The following is a 15,193-nucleotide window of genomic DNA, read 5'->3' as shown; positions in this document are numbered from 1 at the left end:
CGCTTTCACCGGCCCTGTGCGGGCACGCCCGCGCCCGGTGCGGCATGCCCGCGGACGGGGCCTCGCCGCAGCAGCTTCCCTGCGGCCTGCGCCGCACTCAAGCCTTGGAGCGGCCCTCGTGCGATGACAGGGACTCGGCGCTGAGCGCCTCCATCACGTGCAGGTGCAGGCTGGGCTTCAGCGATTCGATCAGGGACTCCGACAGCTGCGGCGACAGGCGGATCAGCGTCTCCACCAGCGCACTGGGCAGCTCGTCGCGCAGCAGCCGGTCCAGGGCCTGCTGGAGGATGGCCTGCAGACGCTCCTCGCTGATGCCCGGCACATGCTCGCCGCCTTGGCGGACCGCATGCATGCCCGGATCCAGCGCCTGGGAGGTGGCCGGGGCGCCCGGAAGTACCGCGCTCGTGGGCAACGGGGGCGTGGGCGCCATCGCCGCCGCAGCACCGGCTGCGGCCAGCATGTTCAGCACGGAGGCTGGCACCTCGACGGGCACCGCTGTCGACGGCGGCAGGGCCGCTTCCTGCGCAGGCTCGACAGCCGGTGCCGGTGCAAATTCTGGCGCAGGCGGCACGGGCTCCATGGCACTGAGGGCGCTGGCCTCGAGGGCCTCGCCCGCCAGGGCCGTTGGCACCACCGTGGCCCTTGAAGCGGATGCAGCGGCCTCGGCCACCCCGTCATCGCCCACAGGCTGCAAGAGCGCGGCCAGCGCCTGCGGCACAGACAGGCCAGGCTCGGCAGCCCACGGTGGCGCCTCCTCGAGCTCGGTGGCGGGCCAGGCGGGGTCGGCGCTGCCCACCGGCTCTGCGGCGAGCGAAGGGGGCAGTGCGAAGACGTCCAGCATCTGCGCATCCAGGGCAGGCGCCTGCACGGGGGCGACGTCGATGGACAGGTCGATGAAGGGCGTGTCGTCCGGCAGCGCGCTGGCCGATCGGGGCTGCACGACCTGCCAGGGCGTCATCACACCGCCCGCATCGGCGTGATGCCCCGCAGCCTCGATGGCCGCGGGCTCGTCGCCCCAGTCCAGGCTGATGGGCACCAGCTCCTCGTCACCGCGCCGACCGGAGGGCCAGGCTTCGGTGCTCAGGTTCGAGACGGGCTTGGAGAGGCGCTGCTCATCCAGCACCTCGGTCAGGGTGGGCACCACGCGGGTGCCGGTCGAACTCATGCATTGACCTCGTGATGCTTGATGTCCAGACCCATCTCGCGATAGGCCTTGTAGCGGCGGCGGCCGGCCTGGACCTGCTCCGGCTCGCTCGACAGCACCTCCAGCACGCGATCCAGCGCGGCCACATCCGCCATGAAGTCGGCGCCCAGGTTGAGCACCGTGCGGCAATGGGGCGCGGCATCCTGGCGCTCGGCCAGCACGATGGGCGTGGCCTTCAGCAAGGCCTCGTCCACGTCACCGCGCAGCAGCAGGTGCGGCACGAAGTCGGTGGGTTCCTGCGTCCACAGGGCCGCATCCAGCCGCGACAGCAGCGAGGCAGGCCCCAGCACCAGGACCTGCGCCCCGCTGCCATAGGCCTTGCGCAGCAGGCGGGTGGCGAAATGCAGGCGGTCGGAGACACCCGTGTAGAAGCTCACTTCAGCGGCCATGCAGGCCTCCGTCGCGCTCTACGGACCGGGCCCGGCCGACGCCACGCATGCCCACCGGCCGCCTCCGCTTCACTTGGCGTGCGACAGCACGAAATGCGTCAGCAGGCCCACGGGCCGGCCAGTGCCGCCCTTGGCGCCGCCGCTCTTCCAGGCCGTGCCAGCGATGTCCAGGTGGCCCCAGCGGTACTTGCTGGTGAAGCGCTTGAGGAACAGGGCCGCGGTGATGGAGCCACCGGCGCGCGAACCCACATTGGCCACGTCGGCGAAATTGCTCTTGAGGCCTTCCTCGTACTCTTCGTCCAGGGGCATGCGCCAGCAGGGGTCCAGGGCCTGTTCACCGGCGGCCATCAGCTGGGCGGCGAGTTCGTCATCGCTGGCGTACATGCCCGAGCGCACGGCGCCCAGCGCGATCACGCAGGCACCGGTCAGGGTGGCCACGTCCACCACCACTGCGGGCTTGAATCGCTCGGCGTAGGTCAGCGCATCGCACAGGATCAGGCGACCTTCGGCATCGGTGTTCAGCACCTCGATGGTCTGGCCAGCCATGGACGTGACGACGTCACCCGGCTTCAGCGCCTTACCGCTGGGCATGTTCTCGCAGGAGGGGATCAGCACGACCAGGTTCAGCTTGGGCTTGAGCTCGGCCACGGCGCGCAGGGTGCCCAGCACGCCGGCGGCACCGCCCATGTCGAACTTCATCTCGTCCATCTCGGCGCCCGGCTTCAGCGAGATGCCGCCGGAGTCGAAGGTCAGGCCCTTACCCACCAGCACCACGGGCGCCTGCGTCTTGGGCGCACCTTCGTACTTGGCGACGATGAACTTCAGGGGCTCGTCCGAGCCCTGGGCGACCGACAGGAAGGAGCCCATGCCCAGCTTCTCGACGGCCTTCCTGTCCAGCACCTCGACCTTGATGCCATGGCTCTTGGCCAGGGCCTTGGCCTGCTCGGCCAGGAAGGTCGGCGTGGCGTAGTTGCCCGGGCGATTGCCGCATTCCTTGGCGAGTTCCACACCGGCGGCAATGGCCTGGCCACGGTCCAGACCCAGCTTCACGGCCTTGGCCGCGGCCTTGTCGGCCAGCAGCGTGAGCTTGCTCAGGGCCGAGGCGGCGGGCGCGCTGGGCTTGGTGTGGCGGTAGGTGTAGACGGCGTCTGCGGCGGCCAGGGCGGTCTGCTCGGCCAGGGCCTCGTCCATGCCCTCGAAACCGAGGTAGATCACGGCGGCATGGGCGGCATTGCGGGCCTTGACCAGGCCCAGCGCGGCGGCCACGGCGGCCTTGGCGCTCTTGAGGCTGGCCTTGCCAGCGGCGGCCAGCACCAGGCGGGCGCTCTTCACGCCAGCGGCGCGCTGCACCAGCAGGGTCTTGCCGGCCTTGAGCTCGAAATCGCCGAGCTTGATGGCGTCCTTGGCCGCGTCGGCCACGGCCTTGTCCAGCTTGGCCGGCAGGGCCTCACCGGCGATCACGACGATCAGGGCGTCGGCATTGATGCCGGCCAGGGCGTCCAGGGACGCAGACTGAGTACGGAAGTCCATAATGCGGTGCAATTAGTAAAGTGCTCGGATGTTATTCGATTCCACCCTGAGGAAGGATCTGGCGCGCAGCTTTGGCGTGACCGTGATCGTCATCCTGACCGTCGTGCTCACCTATCTGCTGATCCGTACCCTGGGCCAGGCGGCGGGCGGCAGCGTGGCGCCACAGGACGTGCTGCTGCTGCTGGGCTATACCAGCCTCGGCTACCTGCCCATCATCTTCAGCCTCGCGCTGTTCATCGCCATCGTGGCCTGCCTGGGCCGCATGTACCGTGAATCGGAGATGACCATCTGGTTCGCCAGCGGCGTGGGCCTGTCGCGCTTCGTGCAGCCCGTGCTGCGCATGACGGCGCCGGTGCTGGTGGCCGTGGCTGCCCTGCAGCTGCTGGTCTGGCCCTGGAGCAACCAGAACAGCGAGCAGCTGCGCGAACGCTACGAGAAGCGCTCGGACCTCTCCCGTGTCTCGCCCGGCCAGTTCCAGACCTCGCGCGACGGCAGCCGCGTGTTCTTCATCGACCGCGACAGCCAGGACGGCAGCGTGGGCCGCAATGTCTTCATCCTGACCGAGCAGAAGGCGCAGGAATCGGTGACCTCCGCCCACCGCGGGCAGATCGAGTTCCAGGGCAATGACCGCTTCCTGACGCTCGCGCAGGGCCAGCGCAACGAGATCGACAAGGACAGCGGGGACAAGACCCTCTCCCGCTTCGAACACTACCGCGTGCTGATGGACACGCAGGTCGAGCGCGGTGACACGGAGCTGCCGCCCAAGGCCACCATGACCCTGGACCTGCTGCGCAAGCCCACGCCGCGCAACCTGGGCGAGCTCACCTGGCGCCTGGGCCTGGCTCTGGGCGCCGTCAATCTGGTGCTGCTGGGCATCGGCCTGTCGGCCAGCAATCCGCGCCGTGCCAGCAACTGGAACCTGCTGGTCGCGCTGCTGAGCTACATCATCTACTACAACCTGATCAATCTGACCCAGACCTGGGTGGCCAACGAGCGCACCACCCTGCCCCGAGCCCTGCTGGCCCTGCATGGCAGCGCCTTCGTGCTGGCGCTCCTGCTGCTCTGGTGGCGGGACAACAGCAATCGCTTCTGCATGGCTCGCGGCCCGCGCACGCTGAAGGGGTCCGGCGCATGAGGACTGTCCGCCGACTGCTCTACCGTGACATCGTCACCGCCGTGATCTTCGTGGCGGTGGCCTTCCTGTCGCTGTTCTTCTTCATCGGTTTCATCGAAGAGCTGGGCCGCGCCAGCAAGCTGGGCGGCGGCGCCATGCTGGCCAGCCTGCTGGCCCTGCTGGAGATGCCCTCGCACTTCTACGAGATCTTCCCCATCGCCGTGCTGATCGGCAGCATCTTCTCGCTGGCCCGCATGGCGCAGTCCAGCGAATTCACCATCCTGCGCACCGGCGGCCTGGGCCCCGGCCGTGCGCTGAGCCTGCTGGCCGTGCTGGCCGCCCTGTTCGGGGCACTGACCTTCGTGGTGGGCGACTACGTGGCGCCCTGGGCCGAGAAGAAGGCCGAGATGCTGCGCCGCGACCCGAAGGAAGCCGCTGCTGCGGGCACGCCGGGGGTCTGGCTCAAGGACAGGCAGTCCGGTCCCGAGGGCGAGCGCAGCTTCTCCATCAACGTCAAGTCGGCCACGGTCAGCGGCGAGCTCGGCGGAGTGCGGCTGTTCGAGTTCGACTCTCAGGGCCGCCTCCTGAGCCGCACGCAGGCCCAGCGCGCGCAGGTCGACAAGGACGGGCTCTGGCGCCTGTACGACGTCGAGCGCAGCCAGTGGACCACCGCAGAGAAAGGGCAGCGTGCCCGCGTCTGGGAAAGCCATCTGGACGAATGGGAATGGCGTGGCGGCCTCAGCGCCAATGTGGTGAGCGCGGCCGTGCTGCCTCCGTGGTCGATGTCCACGCTGGAGCTGTACCGCTACACGCGCCACCTCTCGGCCCAGGCGCAGTCGGCCCAGCAGTACGACATCCAGTTCTGGCGCAAGGCCCTTTACCCGCTGGCCTGCTTCGTGATGGTGGCCCTGGCGCTGCCCTTTGCCTACCTGCATGGCCGCTCGGGCGGCATCAGCCTCAAGGTCTTCGGCGGCATCATGGGCGGCATCAGCTTCGTGCTGCTGAACAACTTGGCCGGCCACCTGGGCCTGCTCAAGCAATGGTCGCCCTGGGCCGTGGCATCCGCGCCCAGCCTGCTCTACCTCTGCATCTCGCTGGCCGCCTTCGGCTGGCTGGTGCGCTACCGCTGATCTGCCCATGGATGGACTGCTCCTCTTTGCCCACGGCGCCCGCGACCCACGCTGGGCAGGCCCCTTCGAAGCCGTGGCCCGGCGCATTGCCCAGCAGCGGCCCGGCCAGGCCGTGGCCCTGGGCTTCCTCGAGTTCATGCAGCCCGACTTCGCCGGCGCCGTGGCGAGTCTGATCGACCAGGGCTGCACCCGCATCCACGTGATGCCCATGTTCCTGGGCAGCGGCGGCCATGTGCAGCGAGACCTTCCCGGCCTGGTGGATCAGCAGCGCGCCCTGCATGGCGAGCGCATCGAGTGGACGCTCCAGGCGCCGCTGGGTGAGATCGCCAGCGTCATCGATGCCATGGCTGAGGCCTGCATGGCTCCGCTGGACGGCCCCATCAGCAAGACCTGACCCCGGAGCCTGCCGTGAACCTGCACCAGTTCAAGTTCGTCCAGGAAGCGGTGCGCCGCAATCTCAACCTCACCGAGACCGCCAAGGCGCTGTTCACCTCGCAGCCTGGCGTCTCCAAGGCCATCCTGGAGCTGGAGGAAGAGCTGGGGGTGGACATCTTCTCGCGCCACGGCAAGCGCCTGCGCCGCGTGACGGAGCCGGGCCTGCAGGTGCTCAAGTCCATCGAGATCATCATGCGCGAGGTCAACAACCTCAAGCGCATCGGCGAGGAGTACTCCAAGCAGGACGCCGGCAAGTTCAGCATCGCCACCACCCACACGCAGGCGCGCTACGTGTTGCCCGCGCCGGTGGCCCAGCTGCGGCGGCAGTTCCCGCAGGTGCAGGTGAGCCTGCACCAGGGCAACCCCGAGCAGGTGGCACGCATGCTGCTGGACGAGACGGCCGATCTGGGCCTCGCCACGGAATCGCTGGCCGAGTTCGAGGACCTGGTCACCCTGCCCTGCTATGAATGGCAGCATGTGCTGGTGGTGCCGGCCCAGCATCCCCTGGCCCAGGTGGAGCGCCCGAGCCTGGAGCAGCTGGCGCAGGAGCCGCTGATCTCCTACCACCCCAGCTTCACGGGCCGCACGCGCATCGACAAAGCCTTCGCCGCACGCCGCTTGAGCCCGAACATCGTGCTCGAGGCCATCGACTCCGACGTCATCAAGACCTATGTGCGCCTGGGCATGGGCGTGGGCATCGTCGCCGAGATGGCGGTGCGGGACGACCCGCCCGGCGGCGATCTGGTGGCGCGGCCGCTGGGGCATGTCTTCGGTTTCAACACGGCCCGCGTCGCCTTCAAGCGCGGAGCCTTCCTGCGCAACTACGTGTACGCCTTCGCCGAGCTGCTGTCCGACCGCCTCAACCGCAGCCTGCTGCAGCGCGCCCTCAGCGGCGAAGCCAGCGACTACGACCTCTGACCGGGCGCGGCTGCCGCCGCCCGCTTCCCATCATCTCCATGAGCCAGACACCCGCGATCCAGTCCCGCCTGCCCCATGTGGGCACCACGATCTTCAGCACCATGTCCGCCCTCGCCCAGCAGCATGGCGCGGTCAACCTGGGCCAGGGCTTCCCGGATTTCGACTGCGATCCGGCGCTGGTCGAGGCCGTGCACCAGGCCATGCGGGCGGGCCACAACCAGTACCCGCTGATGAGCGGCGTGCCGGCCTTGCGCCAGGCCATCGCGGCCAAGATGGAGGCGCTGTACGGACATCGCTATGACGCAGACCGCGAGATCACGGTCACCGCCGGCGCCACCCAGGCCCTGCTGAGCGCGCTGCTGGCCATCGTGCATCCGGGTGACGAGGTCATCGTGCTGGAGCCCTGCTACGACGCCTACGGCCCGGCCATCGAGCTGGCCGGTGGCCGCGTGGTGCGGGTGAAGCTCAAGCCCGAGAGCTACCGCCCCGACCTGCCCGCCATCGCCGCCGCCCTGACGCCGCGCACGCGGGCCCTGATGATCAACACGCCGCACAACCCCAGCGGCCGCATCTGGCCGGCCGAGGACCTCCAGGCCCTGTCTGAGCTGCTGGCCGGCACCGAGGTGCTGGTGATCAGCGACGAGGTCTACGAGCACATGGTGTTCGACGGCCAGCAGCACCAGAGCGCGGCCCGCCACCCGGGCCTCGCGGCGCGCAGCTTCGTGGTCAGCAGCTTCGGCAAGACCTACCACGTGACCGGCTGGAAGGTGGGCTATGTGGCCGCACCCGCGGCCCTGACGGCCGAGTTCCGCAAGATCCACCAGTTCAATGTGTTCACGGTCAACACGCCCATGCAGCACGGCCTCGCCGACTACCTGCGTGAAGCGCGCCATTACCTGGACCTGCCGGCCTTCTACCAGCGAAAGCGCGACCGCTTCCGCGAGGGGCTGGCCTTGACGCGCCTGCGCCTGCTGCCCTGCGAGGGCACCTACTTCCAGTGCGTGGATTACAGCGGCGTGAGTGCCGCTGCGGGAATGGCCCCGGAGGAATGCTGCCGCTGGCTCACGCGGGAGATCGGCGTGGCGGCCATCCCGCTGTCCGCCTTCTATGCGGAGCCGGGCGAGGACCGGCTGATCCGCTTCTGCTTTGCCAAGAAGGACGAGACCCTGCAGTCCGCCCTGGACAAGCTGCGGCGGCTCTGAGCCACCGCCCAGCCGGGGCTCAGCCCCTGGCGCTGTCTTTTGCGCCGTCCTTGGAGAGGTCCAGGTCCAGGTCCACAGGCCCCGCCGCAGGAGGCGGCCCGCCCGCACGCTGGAAGGGCATGGTCGCCATCATGGAGGTGGGGCTTCCCTGCCGGCTGGCGTCCAGGGGCAGGAAGAGGTCGATGTCTTCGCCACGGACCTCATGCTCGGAGATGTCCCGGGCCACGGCGTAGAGCATCAGGATGTCGCGGTAGGCAGCCAGGTCGAAGGCATGGCCGTCCGGGTCGCCATGGGCCAGCAGTGTCTGGATCAGCTGCATGGTCATGGCGGCATCGCGCCAGCTCTGCACGATCAGCTCGGTGGCCTGGGCATAGGCCAGCAGGCCCTCGCCCGCGGCGATGTCGTCGCTCCACACGGGAGCCTGGGCGTGGAAACGCTCGCTGAACTCGCTGGCCACGCGCTCGAAGCCGGCCTGGTCCCCGTGGCGCTGCAGGATCTCCAGCAGCTTGAGGTAGGGCAGCGCTGTGTGGCGGCCCTTCTCGTGCAGGCGCTGCGACAGCAGCTCCACGGCCGCCTCCTGCTGGCCCAGCACCATGAAGAAGTCGACCTGCTGCTCCAGGTCAATCAGCTCCTCGACGCTCACCCCTTCCGCGGCCGAGCGCTCGGGCAGGGCCTGCAGGGGCTGAAGATCGGTGTTGGCCTGCGGCATGTCCAGCAGCTGCAGGCTGACGGCGTCTGCGTCCTCGTCGGACTCGGGGGACGTGTGGGTGAAGGGCGCGGCCTCAGTGTCCTCTTCCATGGCAGGAAGGTCGCTGTTGAGGAAGTCCTGGCCGGCGGCATCCTCATGGGCAGCGGTCACCGGCTGCAGGGCACCGGCGCCGTCATTGATGGTGGGCGTGGGCCCGGCCTCGGCGGCCGGGGACTTGCCGGTGCGCCGTGCGGGCCGTGGACTGGCGTTCCCGCCGTCCGGCTCAGGCATGTGGGCCCACCACGCCTCGTGGGAGGCGCGACGCAGGCTCTGCAACTGCATGAACAGCCAGGTGCAGGCCACCGCCAGCAGAAGGCTGATACCCGCCAGCATCAGCAGCCAGCTGCGATCATGACCCTGAGGCTGGCGCAGCTGCGCGGAGAGCTGCTTGAGCGTGTCCTGCACTTCGCGTGCCTCGGCGCGCATGCGGGCCAGCTCGGCCTCGAGCTGCTTCACACGCTGCTGGGACTCCTGGCCAGCAGAGGATGCCGCCTCGGACGCCGCTGCAGCGGCCGGAGCCGCCGACAGCACCTCGGGCGCCTCCAGCTGCAGGCGGGGGGGCGCAGGCGTTGCAGGCGCCGATGCTGCGGCACCGCGAGGCTCGGCCCGCGTCTGCGGATCCAGTCTGGCGGCGGACCTGGGCTTGGTCCTGGCCGGCGACGCCGCGGCGCTGCGCGGTGCGGACGGCTTCGTGGCCGCCGCGTGGTCCGTCGGGGCTGCGGCGGGCGAGGCTGTCGATCCGGCGGCCGGTACCGAGGTGCCGCCCCCCCCCTGCGCCGACGCGGCCCTGCCGGACGCCAGCAGTTCACTGGCGCGGGAGCCCGGGGTGGCCAGTGCGGCGCGCAGGGCTGGGGAATAGAGCTCGTCGCCTTCCAGCAGGGCAGGCGGCGCGTCGCTGCGAGTGTTGCCGGAAGGCGGATCGATCAGGGCGGTGAACTGGCGCGTGTAGCGGGTCGGGCAGCCCAGGCTCAGGCTGACCGTGACCATGGGTTCGTCGATGGGCACCAGGCTGCTCACCCGCACCGCATTGACCTCGCCTTCCGTGCGGCCCAGCAACTGCACCTGGACCTGGTCCGAGGCCAGCCGTGTCTCCCCCGCGACCAGCACCGCCCGCACGCATTCCGGATGCAGGGTCTCGCCAGGCAGCAGTTGCACCGGGAAGACCAGCCTCAGCGGCTGAAACAGCGCCGAATGCGTCTGAGGGGCGCCGACGCTCAAGGCGGCAGCCGGCATCGTGAGCGTGAGGCCAAGGCCCAGCGCGGCCAGCCAGGGGCTCGCGCAACGTGGACCGGGCGTCTCGGGCTTCGTGGTTCGGCGCATGCGACTTGTAAGTACTTTGCAACAGACTCTAGCACCAGCGGCGGGCTGACCAAGCACTGAATTGCCACGCTAGCACCGTGTTTCCGCGACGCTGCACGAATAGTTGACGCTTCATGGACAATCGGCCAGGAGCGCCCGGTCCAGGCCGGAATCACGTCGTACCGGGGCTGTCGCAGCCGTGACAAAGCATGAGTAGCACTGTTCTTACAATTTCCGAACGCAGCAATATCGAGTCGGGTTCGTGGTTTTCCAAGCTGTCCCTGCCCCTTCGCAACGACATCCTCTCCAGGGCCGTGGTGAAGCGGGTGCCGGACGGCACCATGCTCTCCTGCCGGGGCGAACCCGCCGAGGAATGGGTGGGAGTCGCCAAGGGCGCCGTGCGCATCAGCTCGGTGTCCCTGGCCGGCAAGCAGGTCTCGCTGACCTATGTCGAGCCCGGCACCTGGTTCGGCGATATCTCCCTCTTCGACGGCATGCCGCGCACCCACGATGCGGCGGCCCATGGCGAGACCACCCTGCTGGTGGTCCGCAAGCCCGACTTCAAGGACCTGCTGCAGCACCACACCGAGCTCTACGAAGCCCTGCTGCGCCTGAACTGCCGGCGCCTGCGCCTGATGTTCGATGCGGTGGAGGACCTCAACACGCGGCCGCTCGCGGCGCGCCTGGCCAAACAGATCCTGCTGCTGGCACGCTCCTACGGCATCGCGCAGGGCGAGGAGATCCGCATCGGCCTGCAGCTGGCCCAGGAAGACCTGGCCCAGCTGCTGGGCGCCTCACGCCAGCGCGTGAACCAGGAGCTCAAGGGCTTCGAGCGCGATGGTGCGGTGCGCGTGGAACCCACGCGCCTTGTCGTGCTCAGCAAGGAAAAGCTGCTCGCCATCGCGGGGCGCTGATCGGGAAGGGAGGGTCAGGTCTTGCCCGAACCGCCTGCGGTCGGCGCCTGCTCCCTCTTCTCACCTTCCGATCGGACCCTCATGGACGCATTCACCGGCACCCGCCCACCCTCACAGGCCATTGACGCGGAGCGCCTGGCCGCCTGGGCGCAGGCCCAGGTGCCCGGCTTTGCCGGCCCACTGCAGATCGAGCAGTTCAAGGGCGGGCAGTCCAACCCCACCTACAAGCTGATCACGCCCGGCGGCACCTACGTGATGCGGGCCAAGCCGGCGCCGGTGGCCAAGCTGCTGCCCTCGGCCCATGCCATCGAGCGCGAGTTCAAGGTCATGCAGGCCCTGGGCCAGACGGACGTGCCCGTGCCGCGCATGCTGGCACTGTGCGAGGACGAATCCGTCATCGGCCGCGCCTTCTACCTGATGGAGTTCGTGGAGGGCCGCGTGCTGTGGGACCAGGGCCTGCCGGGCATGACGCCCGCCGAGCGCGGCGCCCTCTATGACGAGATGAACCGCGTCATCGCCGCCCTGCACAGCGTGCGGCCCGAGACCGTGGGCCTGGCCGACTACGGCAAGCCGGGCAGCTATTTCGAGCGGCAGATCGGGCGCTGGAGCAAGCAGTACCTGGCCACCGTGACCCAGCCCATCCCGGCCATGGACGCGCTGATCGCCTGGCTGCCCGCGCACGTGCCCGAGGCCGCGCGCTCGGATGCCGAAGTCTCCATCGTGCATGGCGACTTCCGCATGGACAACCTGGTCTTCCACCCCACCGAGCCGCGCGTGCTGGCCATCCTCGACTGGGAGCTGTCCACGCTGGGCCATCCGATGGCCGACTTCAGCTATCACTGCATGTCCTGGCACATCCGTAAGGCCGGCGCCGCGCAGGGCCTGGCCGGGCTGGACCTGGCCGCGCTGGGCATTCCGTCCGAGGCCGACTACATCCGCCGCTACTGCGAGCGCACGGGCCGCAGCGACGTGGCCGCCGTGCAGCGCGACTGGAATTTCTACATGGCCTACAACCTGTTCCGCATCGCGGCCATCCTGCAGGGCATTGCCAAGCGGGTGGAGGACGGCACGGCCTCCAGCGATCGCGCCCGCGAGGCCGGCGCCGGCGCGCGGCCGCTGGCCGAGCTGGCCTGGCAATTCGCGCAGAAGGCGGCCTGAAGGCCTGAAGGCCTGAAGGCCGGGTGGCCGGGTGGCGGACCGGGCCTGGTGCAGGCCCGCCGCCCTGCCCTCACTGCGAGGAATCGGGCTCCGGCAGGGAGCCGTGCATCGTGGTGCTGGAGGGCACGCTGGGCCAGGGGCTGGAATCGCCCAGAGCCTGGCTCACGCGCTCCGCGGCCTCGACGGCGATCTCGCAGAGCTTGAAGAGGGACTGCACGTCGTTGAGCCGCGGCTCCTCCATGGCCATGCGCAGGTACAGGTTGCCGCGCATGCTCATCAGCACGAAGGGCCGGCCGGGCGTCACCAGGTCCTGGGACACCCGCGCCAGTGCCTCGCTGAAGCGACCTTCGATCCACACATGCAGCAACTCGCGCGCAATGCCCAGCACCCCGAACTGGGCGCGGACGATCTTTGAGCTGATCTGCGTGAGCTTGGGGAACATCACCAGCCAGCGCATTTCCTCGGGGGTGTCGGTGTCGACGCGGGTGCGCAGGGTGTCGGTGTAGGCCTCGAAGACGGCGCCCTCGAGCTGCTCCATCAGCTGCTGCTCGATCACCATCATCTGCAGGTCACCGTGCAGCCGGGCCTCGTAGCGGATTCTCAGCTCATGGCCGGGGATGTAGGCCCGCTGCGAGGGCCCCCACTCGATGCGCACCGCACCGCCGGCGCGGCCGGGTGGCATGTCCAGGATGAAGCCCTGGCCCTCGTTCACGACCCGCAGCTGACCGCCGAGCGACTCCGCCCAGTCGGCGATGGGTTTCCAGCGTGCCGCGTTGGCGCGCGCCACGAACCAATGCTGAAGTTGTTTGATTACCATGGGCAGGCAGTGTGCATCCAAGGGCACCGCGATCGCGGCAGACAGGAGAGCGACGATGATCGACGTTTACACATGGGCAACGCCCAATGGCCACAAGGTCCACATCATGCTGGAGGAGTGTGCCCTGCCTTATCGCGTCATTCCAGTGGATATCGGCAGCGGTGCACAGTTTGAACAACACTTCCTGAAGATCAGCCCCAACAACAAGATCCCGGCCATCGTCGACCCCGATGGGCCCGACGGTCAGCCGATGTCGCTGTTCGAGTCCGGTGCCATTCTGCTCTATCTGGCGGGCAAGACCGGCCGCCTGCTGCCCGCCGATGTGCGCGGCAAGTACGAGGTCCTCCAGTGGCTGATGTTCCAGATGGGCTCGGTGGGCCCGATGCTGGGGCAGGCGCATCACTTCAGGCTCTATGCGCCGGAGCGGCTGCCTTACGCCATCGAGCGCTACACCAAGGAGGCGCAGCGCCTGTACGGCGTGATCAACCGCCGCCTGGCCTCGAGCACGTATCTGGGCGGCAAGGACTACAGCATCGCGGACATCGCCGTCTTCCCCTGGCTGCGCTCCTGGAAGAACCAGGGGGTAGAGATGTCGGACTATCCACACCTCAAGGGCTGGTTCGACGAAATCGCCCGCCGGCCCGCCGTGCAACGCGGACTCGAGGTACTGGCCGACCAGCGCCGGCCCCTCACCACCGACAAGGCGCGCGAGGTGCTGTTCGGCCAGCAGCCAGGCGGGCCGCTCAACCGCGGCCGCGGGTAGCGCGGATCGTGAATGGGGAGGCTCAGCCGCTGAGCCAGGCCGGGGTCAACGGGCCGGAACTACCGAGCCAGAACTACCGGGCCGGGGCTACCGGACCAGGGTCAGGCCTTGATATCCAGCAGCGCGCCTTCGGCCCGCACCTGGGTCTGCAGCACTTTCAGGTTGGCCACGAAGGCGTAGGTGGCCGAGCGCTGCTCGACGATTTCCTTCTCGACCTGCACGGAGGTCGTGGCATTGGTCGCCTCGCGCGTGAGGGTGTCGGACTGTTTCTGGTCCTGCCCTTCCATGGACTCCGGGCGCTTGGCTGCGGAGGCCAGGTTTTCGGAACTGGCGCGCAGGCGCTCGTTCGCCGCGGACATGCCGGAAAGCGCCGTGCTCAAGCTGATGGCCATGAAGAATCTCCGAAAGATGGACCGTGATTGGCCGCCTTTTCGGCCGATCACGGCAGAACTTTAGCCCTCCTGGCGAAAAAAAGTGAGGAAACGGCGCAGCGGGCAGCCTCCAGCCCGGGAAATCACGCTGTTTCGCCGAATTTCACCGGCCGCCGGCACGAAAAAAGCCCGCCGGGGCGGGCTCTGCCGGGTGCGGCCGGGGCTCAGCCCGCCAGTTCCTCGAAGGTGCCGGCCGGCACGTAGACGCGCACGCTATCCCCGCCCGCTGCCTTGGCTTCGGTGCAGGCCAGGGCCGCGGCGCCCAGCACGGCATCGACCGTCTCCAGGGTGGGCTGCAGCTGCACCACGCCCACGCAGGCCTTGACCCGTGTGCGGTGCAGGCCCCAGCGCAGGCGGTAGGCGGCGATGGAGGAGCGGACCTTGTCGGCGACGATCTGAGCGTAATGCTGGTCGCAATCCGGCAGCAGGACGGCGAAATGGTCGTTCTCCAGCCGCGCCACGAGGTCCGAGGCCCGCACCTTGGTCACCAGCATCTGGCCGAGTCCGTAGAGGAAATGGTCGGCCACCTCGGTGCCCATGCCGTGCACGACTTCGCTGAACTTGTCGACGTCCACCCACAGCACTGAGACGGGCTCGTGGCGGCGGCTGCCCACATGCTCGGACAGGCGGCGCTCGAACTCACGCCGGTTGGCCAGCTCGGTCAGCACATCGTGCTTGGCCGTCCAGGTGGGTTGCATGCGCAGCTGGCGGGCAGCGGTGACGTCCTCGATGATCCACAGGGCCTCGCCGGCCGGCTTGTCCCAGTGCACGGGCGTGGCCTGCAGCCGGCCCCAGAAGCGGGAGCCGTCGCGGCGCACGTGCTCGATCTCCTCGTCCAGCGGCCGCCCGGCACCGAAGGCCGCGCCCATGCGCTCCATGAGGCCCTGGTGGGACAGGTCAGACACGAAGATGCCGCGTGTGGGCTGCTGGCAGAGGTCGGTGTCGTCCCCGTGGCCGAACAGGTGGTTGAACTGCTCGCTGACCACCTGGAAAGTGCCCTGGTCGACGAAGCACAGCGCGCTGGGCGCTCGCACCATGAGGGCGCGCATGCGGGCGGCGGTCGCATCGTTCGTGGGGGAGCCAGGGGCCTGGGCCTCGTTCGTGGCGTGCATCAGCTTCTCCTTGGGGCGCCCTGCCCGAT

Annotated in this window: 15 protein-coding genes; 8 read left to right on the top strand and 7 right to left on the bottom strand. The window is 68.9% G+C overall.

From position 1 onward, the window contains the following. Nucleotides 1-97: 97 nt before the first annotated feature. From O9Y01_RS16995 to O9Y01_RS16985, 3 genes are all read right to left on the bottom strand, one after another. Nucleotides 98-1,165 carry a hypothetical protein gene (locus tag O9Y01_RS16995; protein ID WP_269632783.1) on the bottom strand — a complete coding sequence of 356 codons (1,068 nt, stop codon included), beginning with the start codon at nucleotides 1,163-1,165 and terminating at the stop codon, nucleotides 98-100. Beyond that, nucleotides 1,162-1,593 carry a DNA polymerase III subunit chi gene (locus tag O9Y01_RS16990; protein ID WP_269632782.1) on the bottom strand — a complete coding sequence of 144 codons (432 nt, stop codon included), beginning with the start codon at nucleotides 1,591-1,593 and terminating at the stop codon, nucleotides 1,162-1,164. The genes O9Y01_RS16995 and O9Y01_RS16990 overlap by 4 nt, the downstream gene beginning before the upstream one ends. Nucleotides 1,594-1,662: 69 nt before the next feature. After that, the gene (locus tag O9Y01_RS16985) at nucleotides 1,663-3,123 is read right to left on the bottom strand and encodes a leucyl aminopeptidase (RefSeq protein ID WP_269632781.1); all 1,461 of its coding nucleotides are present in this window, start codon (nucleotides 3,121-3,123) and stop codon (nucleotides 1,663-1,665) included. A 28-nt stretch (nucleotides 3,124-3,151) separates the two neighbouring features. Here O9Y01_RS16985 and lptF point away from each other — a divergent pair, with 28 nt between their 5' ends. Genes lptF through O9Y01_RS16960 form a run of 5 tightly spaced genes read left to right on the top strand, consistent with a single transcriptional unit; the run spans nucleotide 3,152 to nucleotide 7,922 of the window. Further along, nucleotides 3,152-4,258 (top strand): LPS export ABC transporter permease LptF, encoded by a 1,107-nt coding sequence (gene lptF, locus O9Y01_RS16980; RefSeq protein ID WP_269632780.1) that lies wholly within the window; start codon nucleotides 3,152-3,154, stop codon nucleotides 4,256-4,258. Further along, nucleotides 4,255-5,367: an LPS export ABC transporter permease LptG gene (gene lptG, locus O9Y01_RS16975; RefSeq protein ID WP_269632779.1), complete on the top strand. Its 1,113-nt coding sequence runs from the start codon at nucleotides 4,255-4,257 to the stop codon at nucleotides 5,365-5,367. The genes lptF and lptG overlap by 4 nt, the downstream gene beginning before the upstream one ends. A 7-nt stretch (nucleotides 5,368-5,374) precedes the next feature. Beyond that, a complete protein-coding gene (locus O9Y01_RS16970) occupies nucleotides 5,375-5,761 on the top strand; it encodes a sirohydrochlorin chelatase (protein WP_269632778.1) in 387 nt (128 codons plus the stop codon). Nucleotides 5,762-5,775: 14 nt separating this feature from the next. Then, nucleotides 5,776-6,720, top strand: a complete 945-nt coding sequence (locus O9Y01_RS16965; protein ID WP_269632777.1) for a CysB family HTH-type transcriptional regulator — start codon at nucleotides 5,776-5,778, stop codon at nucleotides 6,718-6,720. Between the two features lie 38 nt (nucleotides 6,721-6,758). Beyond that, on the top strand, nucleotides 6,759-7,922 hold the full coding sequence (locus tag O9Y01_RS16960) for a pyridoxal phosphate-dependent aminotransferase (protein WP_269632776.1): 1,164 nt from the start codon (nucleotides 6,759-6,761) through the stop codon (nucleotides 7,920-7,922). 19 nt (nucleotides 7,923-7,941) lie between these two features. On the opposite strand, the gene O9Y01_RS16955 is transcribed toward O9Y01_RS16960, so the two are convergent. Next, nucleotides 7,942-9,990, bottom strand: a complete 2,049-nt coding sequence (locus O9Y01_RS16955; protein WP_269632775.1) for a type IV pilus assembly protein FimV — start codon at nucleotides 9,988-9,990, stop codon at nucleotides 7,942-7,944. A gap of 188 nt (nucleotides 9,991-10,178) precedes the next feature. Here O9Y01_RS16955 and O9Y01_RS16950 point away from each other — a divergent pair, with 188 nt between their 5' ends. After that, nucleotides 10,179-10,883 carry a Crp/Fnr family transcriptional regulator gene (locus O9Y01_RS16950; RefSeq protein WP_269632774.1) on the top strand — a complete coding sequence of 235 codons (705 nt, stop codon included), beginning with the start codon at nucleotides 10,179-10,181 and terminating at the stop codon, nucleotides 10,881-10,883. A gap of 81 nt (nucleotides 10,884-10,964) precedes the next feature. Then, nucleotides 10,965-12,041: a phosphotransferase gene (locus tag O9Y01_RS16945; RefSeq protein ID WP_269632773.1), complete on the top strand. Its 1,077-nt coding sequence runs from the start codon at nucleotides 10,965-10,967 to the stop codon at nucleotides 12,039-12,041. Nucleotides 12,042-12,111: 70 nt separating this feature from the next. Here O9Y01_RS16945 and O9Y01_RS16940 read toward each other — a convergent pair whose 3' ends face one another. Continuing rightward, entirely contained in the window at nucleotides 12,112-12,858 is a 747-nt protein-coding gene (locus O9Y01_RS16940) for a hypothetical protein (RefSeq protein WP_269632772.1), read from the bottom strand. Nucleotides 12,859-12,913: 55 nt separating this feature from the next. On the opposite strand from O9Y01_RS16940, the gene O9Y01_RS16935 reads away from it, so the two are divergent. Then, a complete protein-coding gene (locus tag O9Y01_RS16935; protein WP_269632771.1) occupies nucleotides 12,914-13,621 on the top strand; it encodes a glutathione S-transferase C-terminal domain-containing protein in 708 nt (235 codons plus the stop codon). Between the two features lie 101 nt (nucleotides 13,622-13,722). Here the strand turns inward: O9Y01_RS16935 and O9Y01_RS16930 are convergent, their stop codons facing one another. Next, nucleotides 13,723-14,013 (bottom strand): flagellar basal body rod protein, encoded by a 291-nt coding sequence (locus O9Y01_RS16930; protein ID WP_269632770.1) that lies wholly within the window; start codon nucleotides 14,011-14,013, stop codon nucleotides 13,723-13,725. Between the two features lie 203 nt (nucleotides 14,014-14,216). After that, the gene (locus O9Y01_RS16925) at nucleotides 14,217-15,164 is read right to left on the bottom strand and encodes a GGDEF domain-containing protein (RefSeq protein ID WP_269632769.1); all 948 of its coding nucleotides are present in this window, start codon (nucleotides 15,162-15,164) and stop codon (nucleotides 14,217-14,219) included. Nucleotides 15,165-15,193 lie beyond the last annotated feature (29 nt).

It is taken from the genome of Pelomonas sp. BJYL3, from assembly GCF_027257975.1.
GTDB classification, from domain to species: Bacteria; Pseudomonadota; Gammaproteobacteria; order Burkholderiales; family Burkholderiaceae_C; genus Roseateles_B; species Roseateles_B flavus.
This window is presented reverse-complemented; position numbering and strand designations above follow the sequence as displayed.

What these genes read in the sequence shown, in the direction of transcription:
- O9Y01_RS16995 (WP_269632783.1), bottom strand. Translation starts at nt 1,165, where the DNA reads ATGAGTTCGACCGGCACCCGCGTGGTGCCCACCCTGACCGAGGTGCTG.
- O9Y01_RS16990 (WP_269632782.1), bottom strand. Translation starts at nt 1,593, where the DNA reads ATGGCCGCTGAAGTGAGCTTCTACACGGGTGTCTCCGACCGCCTGCAT.
- O9Y01_RS16985 (WP_269632781.1), bottom strand. Translation starts at nt 3,123, where the DNA reads ATGGACTTCCGTACTCAGTCTGCGTCCCTGGACGCCCTGGCCGGCATC.
- lptF (WP_269632780.1), top strand. Translation starts at nt 3,152, where the DNA reads ATGTTATTCGATTCCACCCTGAGGAAGGATCTGGCGCGCAGCTTTGGC.
- lptG (WP_269632779.1), top strand. Translation starts at nt 4,255, where the DNA reads ATGAGGACTGTCCGCCGACTGCTCTACCGTGACATCGTCACCGCCGTG.
- O9Y01_RS16970 (WP_269632778.1), top strand. Translation starts at nt 5,375, where the DNA reads ATGGATGGACTGCTCCTCTTTGCCCACGGCGCCCGCGACCCACGCTGG.
- O9Y01_RS16960 (WP_269632776.1), top strand. Translation starts at nt 6,759, where the DNA reads ATGAGCCAGACACCCGCGATCCAGTCCCGCCTGCCCCATGTGGGCACC.
- O9Y01_RS16955 (WP_269632775.1), bottom strand. Translation starts at nt 9,990, where the DNA reads ATGCGCCGAACCACGAAGCCCGAGACGCCCGGTCCACGTTGCGCGAGC.
- O9Y01_RS16950 (WP_269632774.1), top strand. Translation starts at nt 10,179, where the DNA reads ATGAGTAGCACTGTTCTTACAATTTCCGAACGCAGCAATATCGAGTCG.
- O9Y01_RS16945 (WP_269632773.1), top strand. Translation starts at nt 10,965, where the DNA reads ATGGACGCATTCACCGGCACCCGCCCACCCTCACAGGCCATTGACGCG.
- O9Y01_RS16940 (WP_269632772.1), bottom strand. Translation starts at nt 12,858, where the DNA reads ATGGTAATCAAACAACTTCAGCATTGGTTCGTGGCGCGCGCCAACGCG.
- O9Y01_RS16935 (WP_269632771.1), top strand. Translation starts at nt 12,914, where the DNA reads ATGATCGACGTTTACACATGGGCAACGCCCAATGGCCACAAGGTCCAC.
- O9Y01_RS16930 (WP_269632770.1), bottom strand. Translation starts at nt 14,013, where the DNA reads ATGGCCATCAGCTTGAGCACGGCGCTTTCCGGCATGTCCGCGGCGAAC.
- O9Y01_RS16925 (WP_269632769.1), bottom strand. Translation starts at nt 15,164, where the DNA reads ATGCACGCCACGAACGAGGCCCAGGCCCCTGGCTCCCCCACGAACGAT.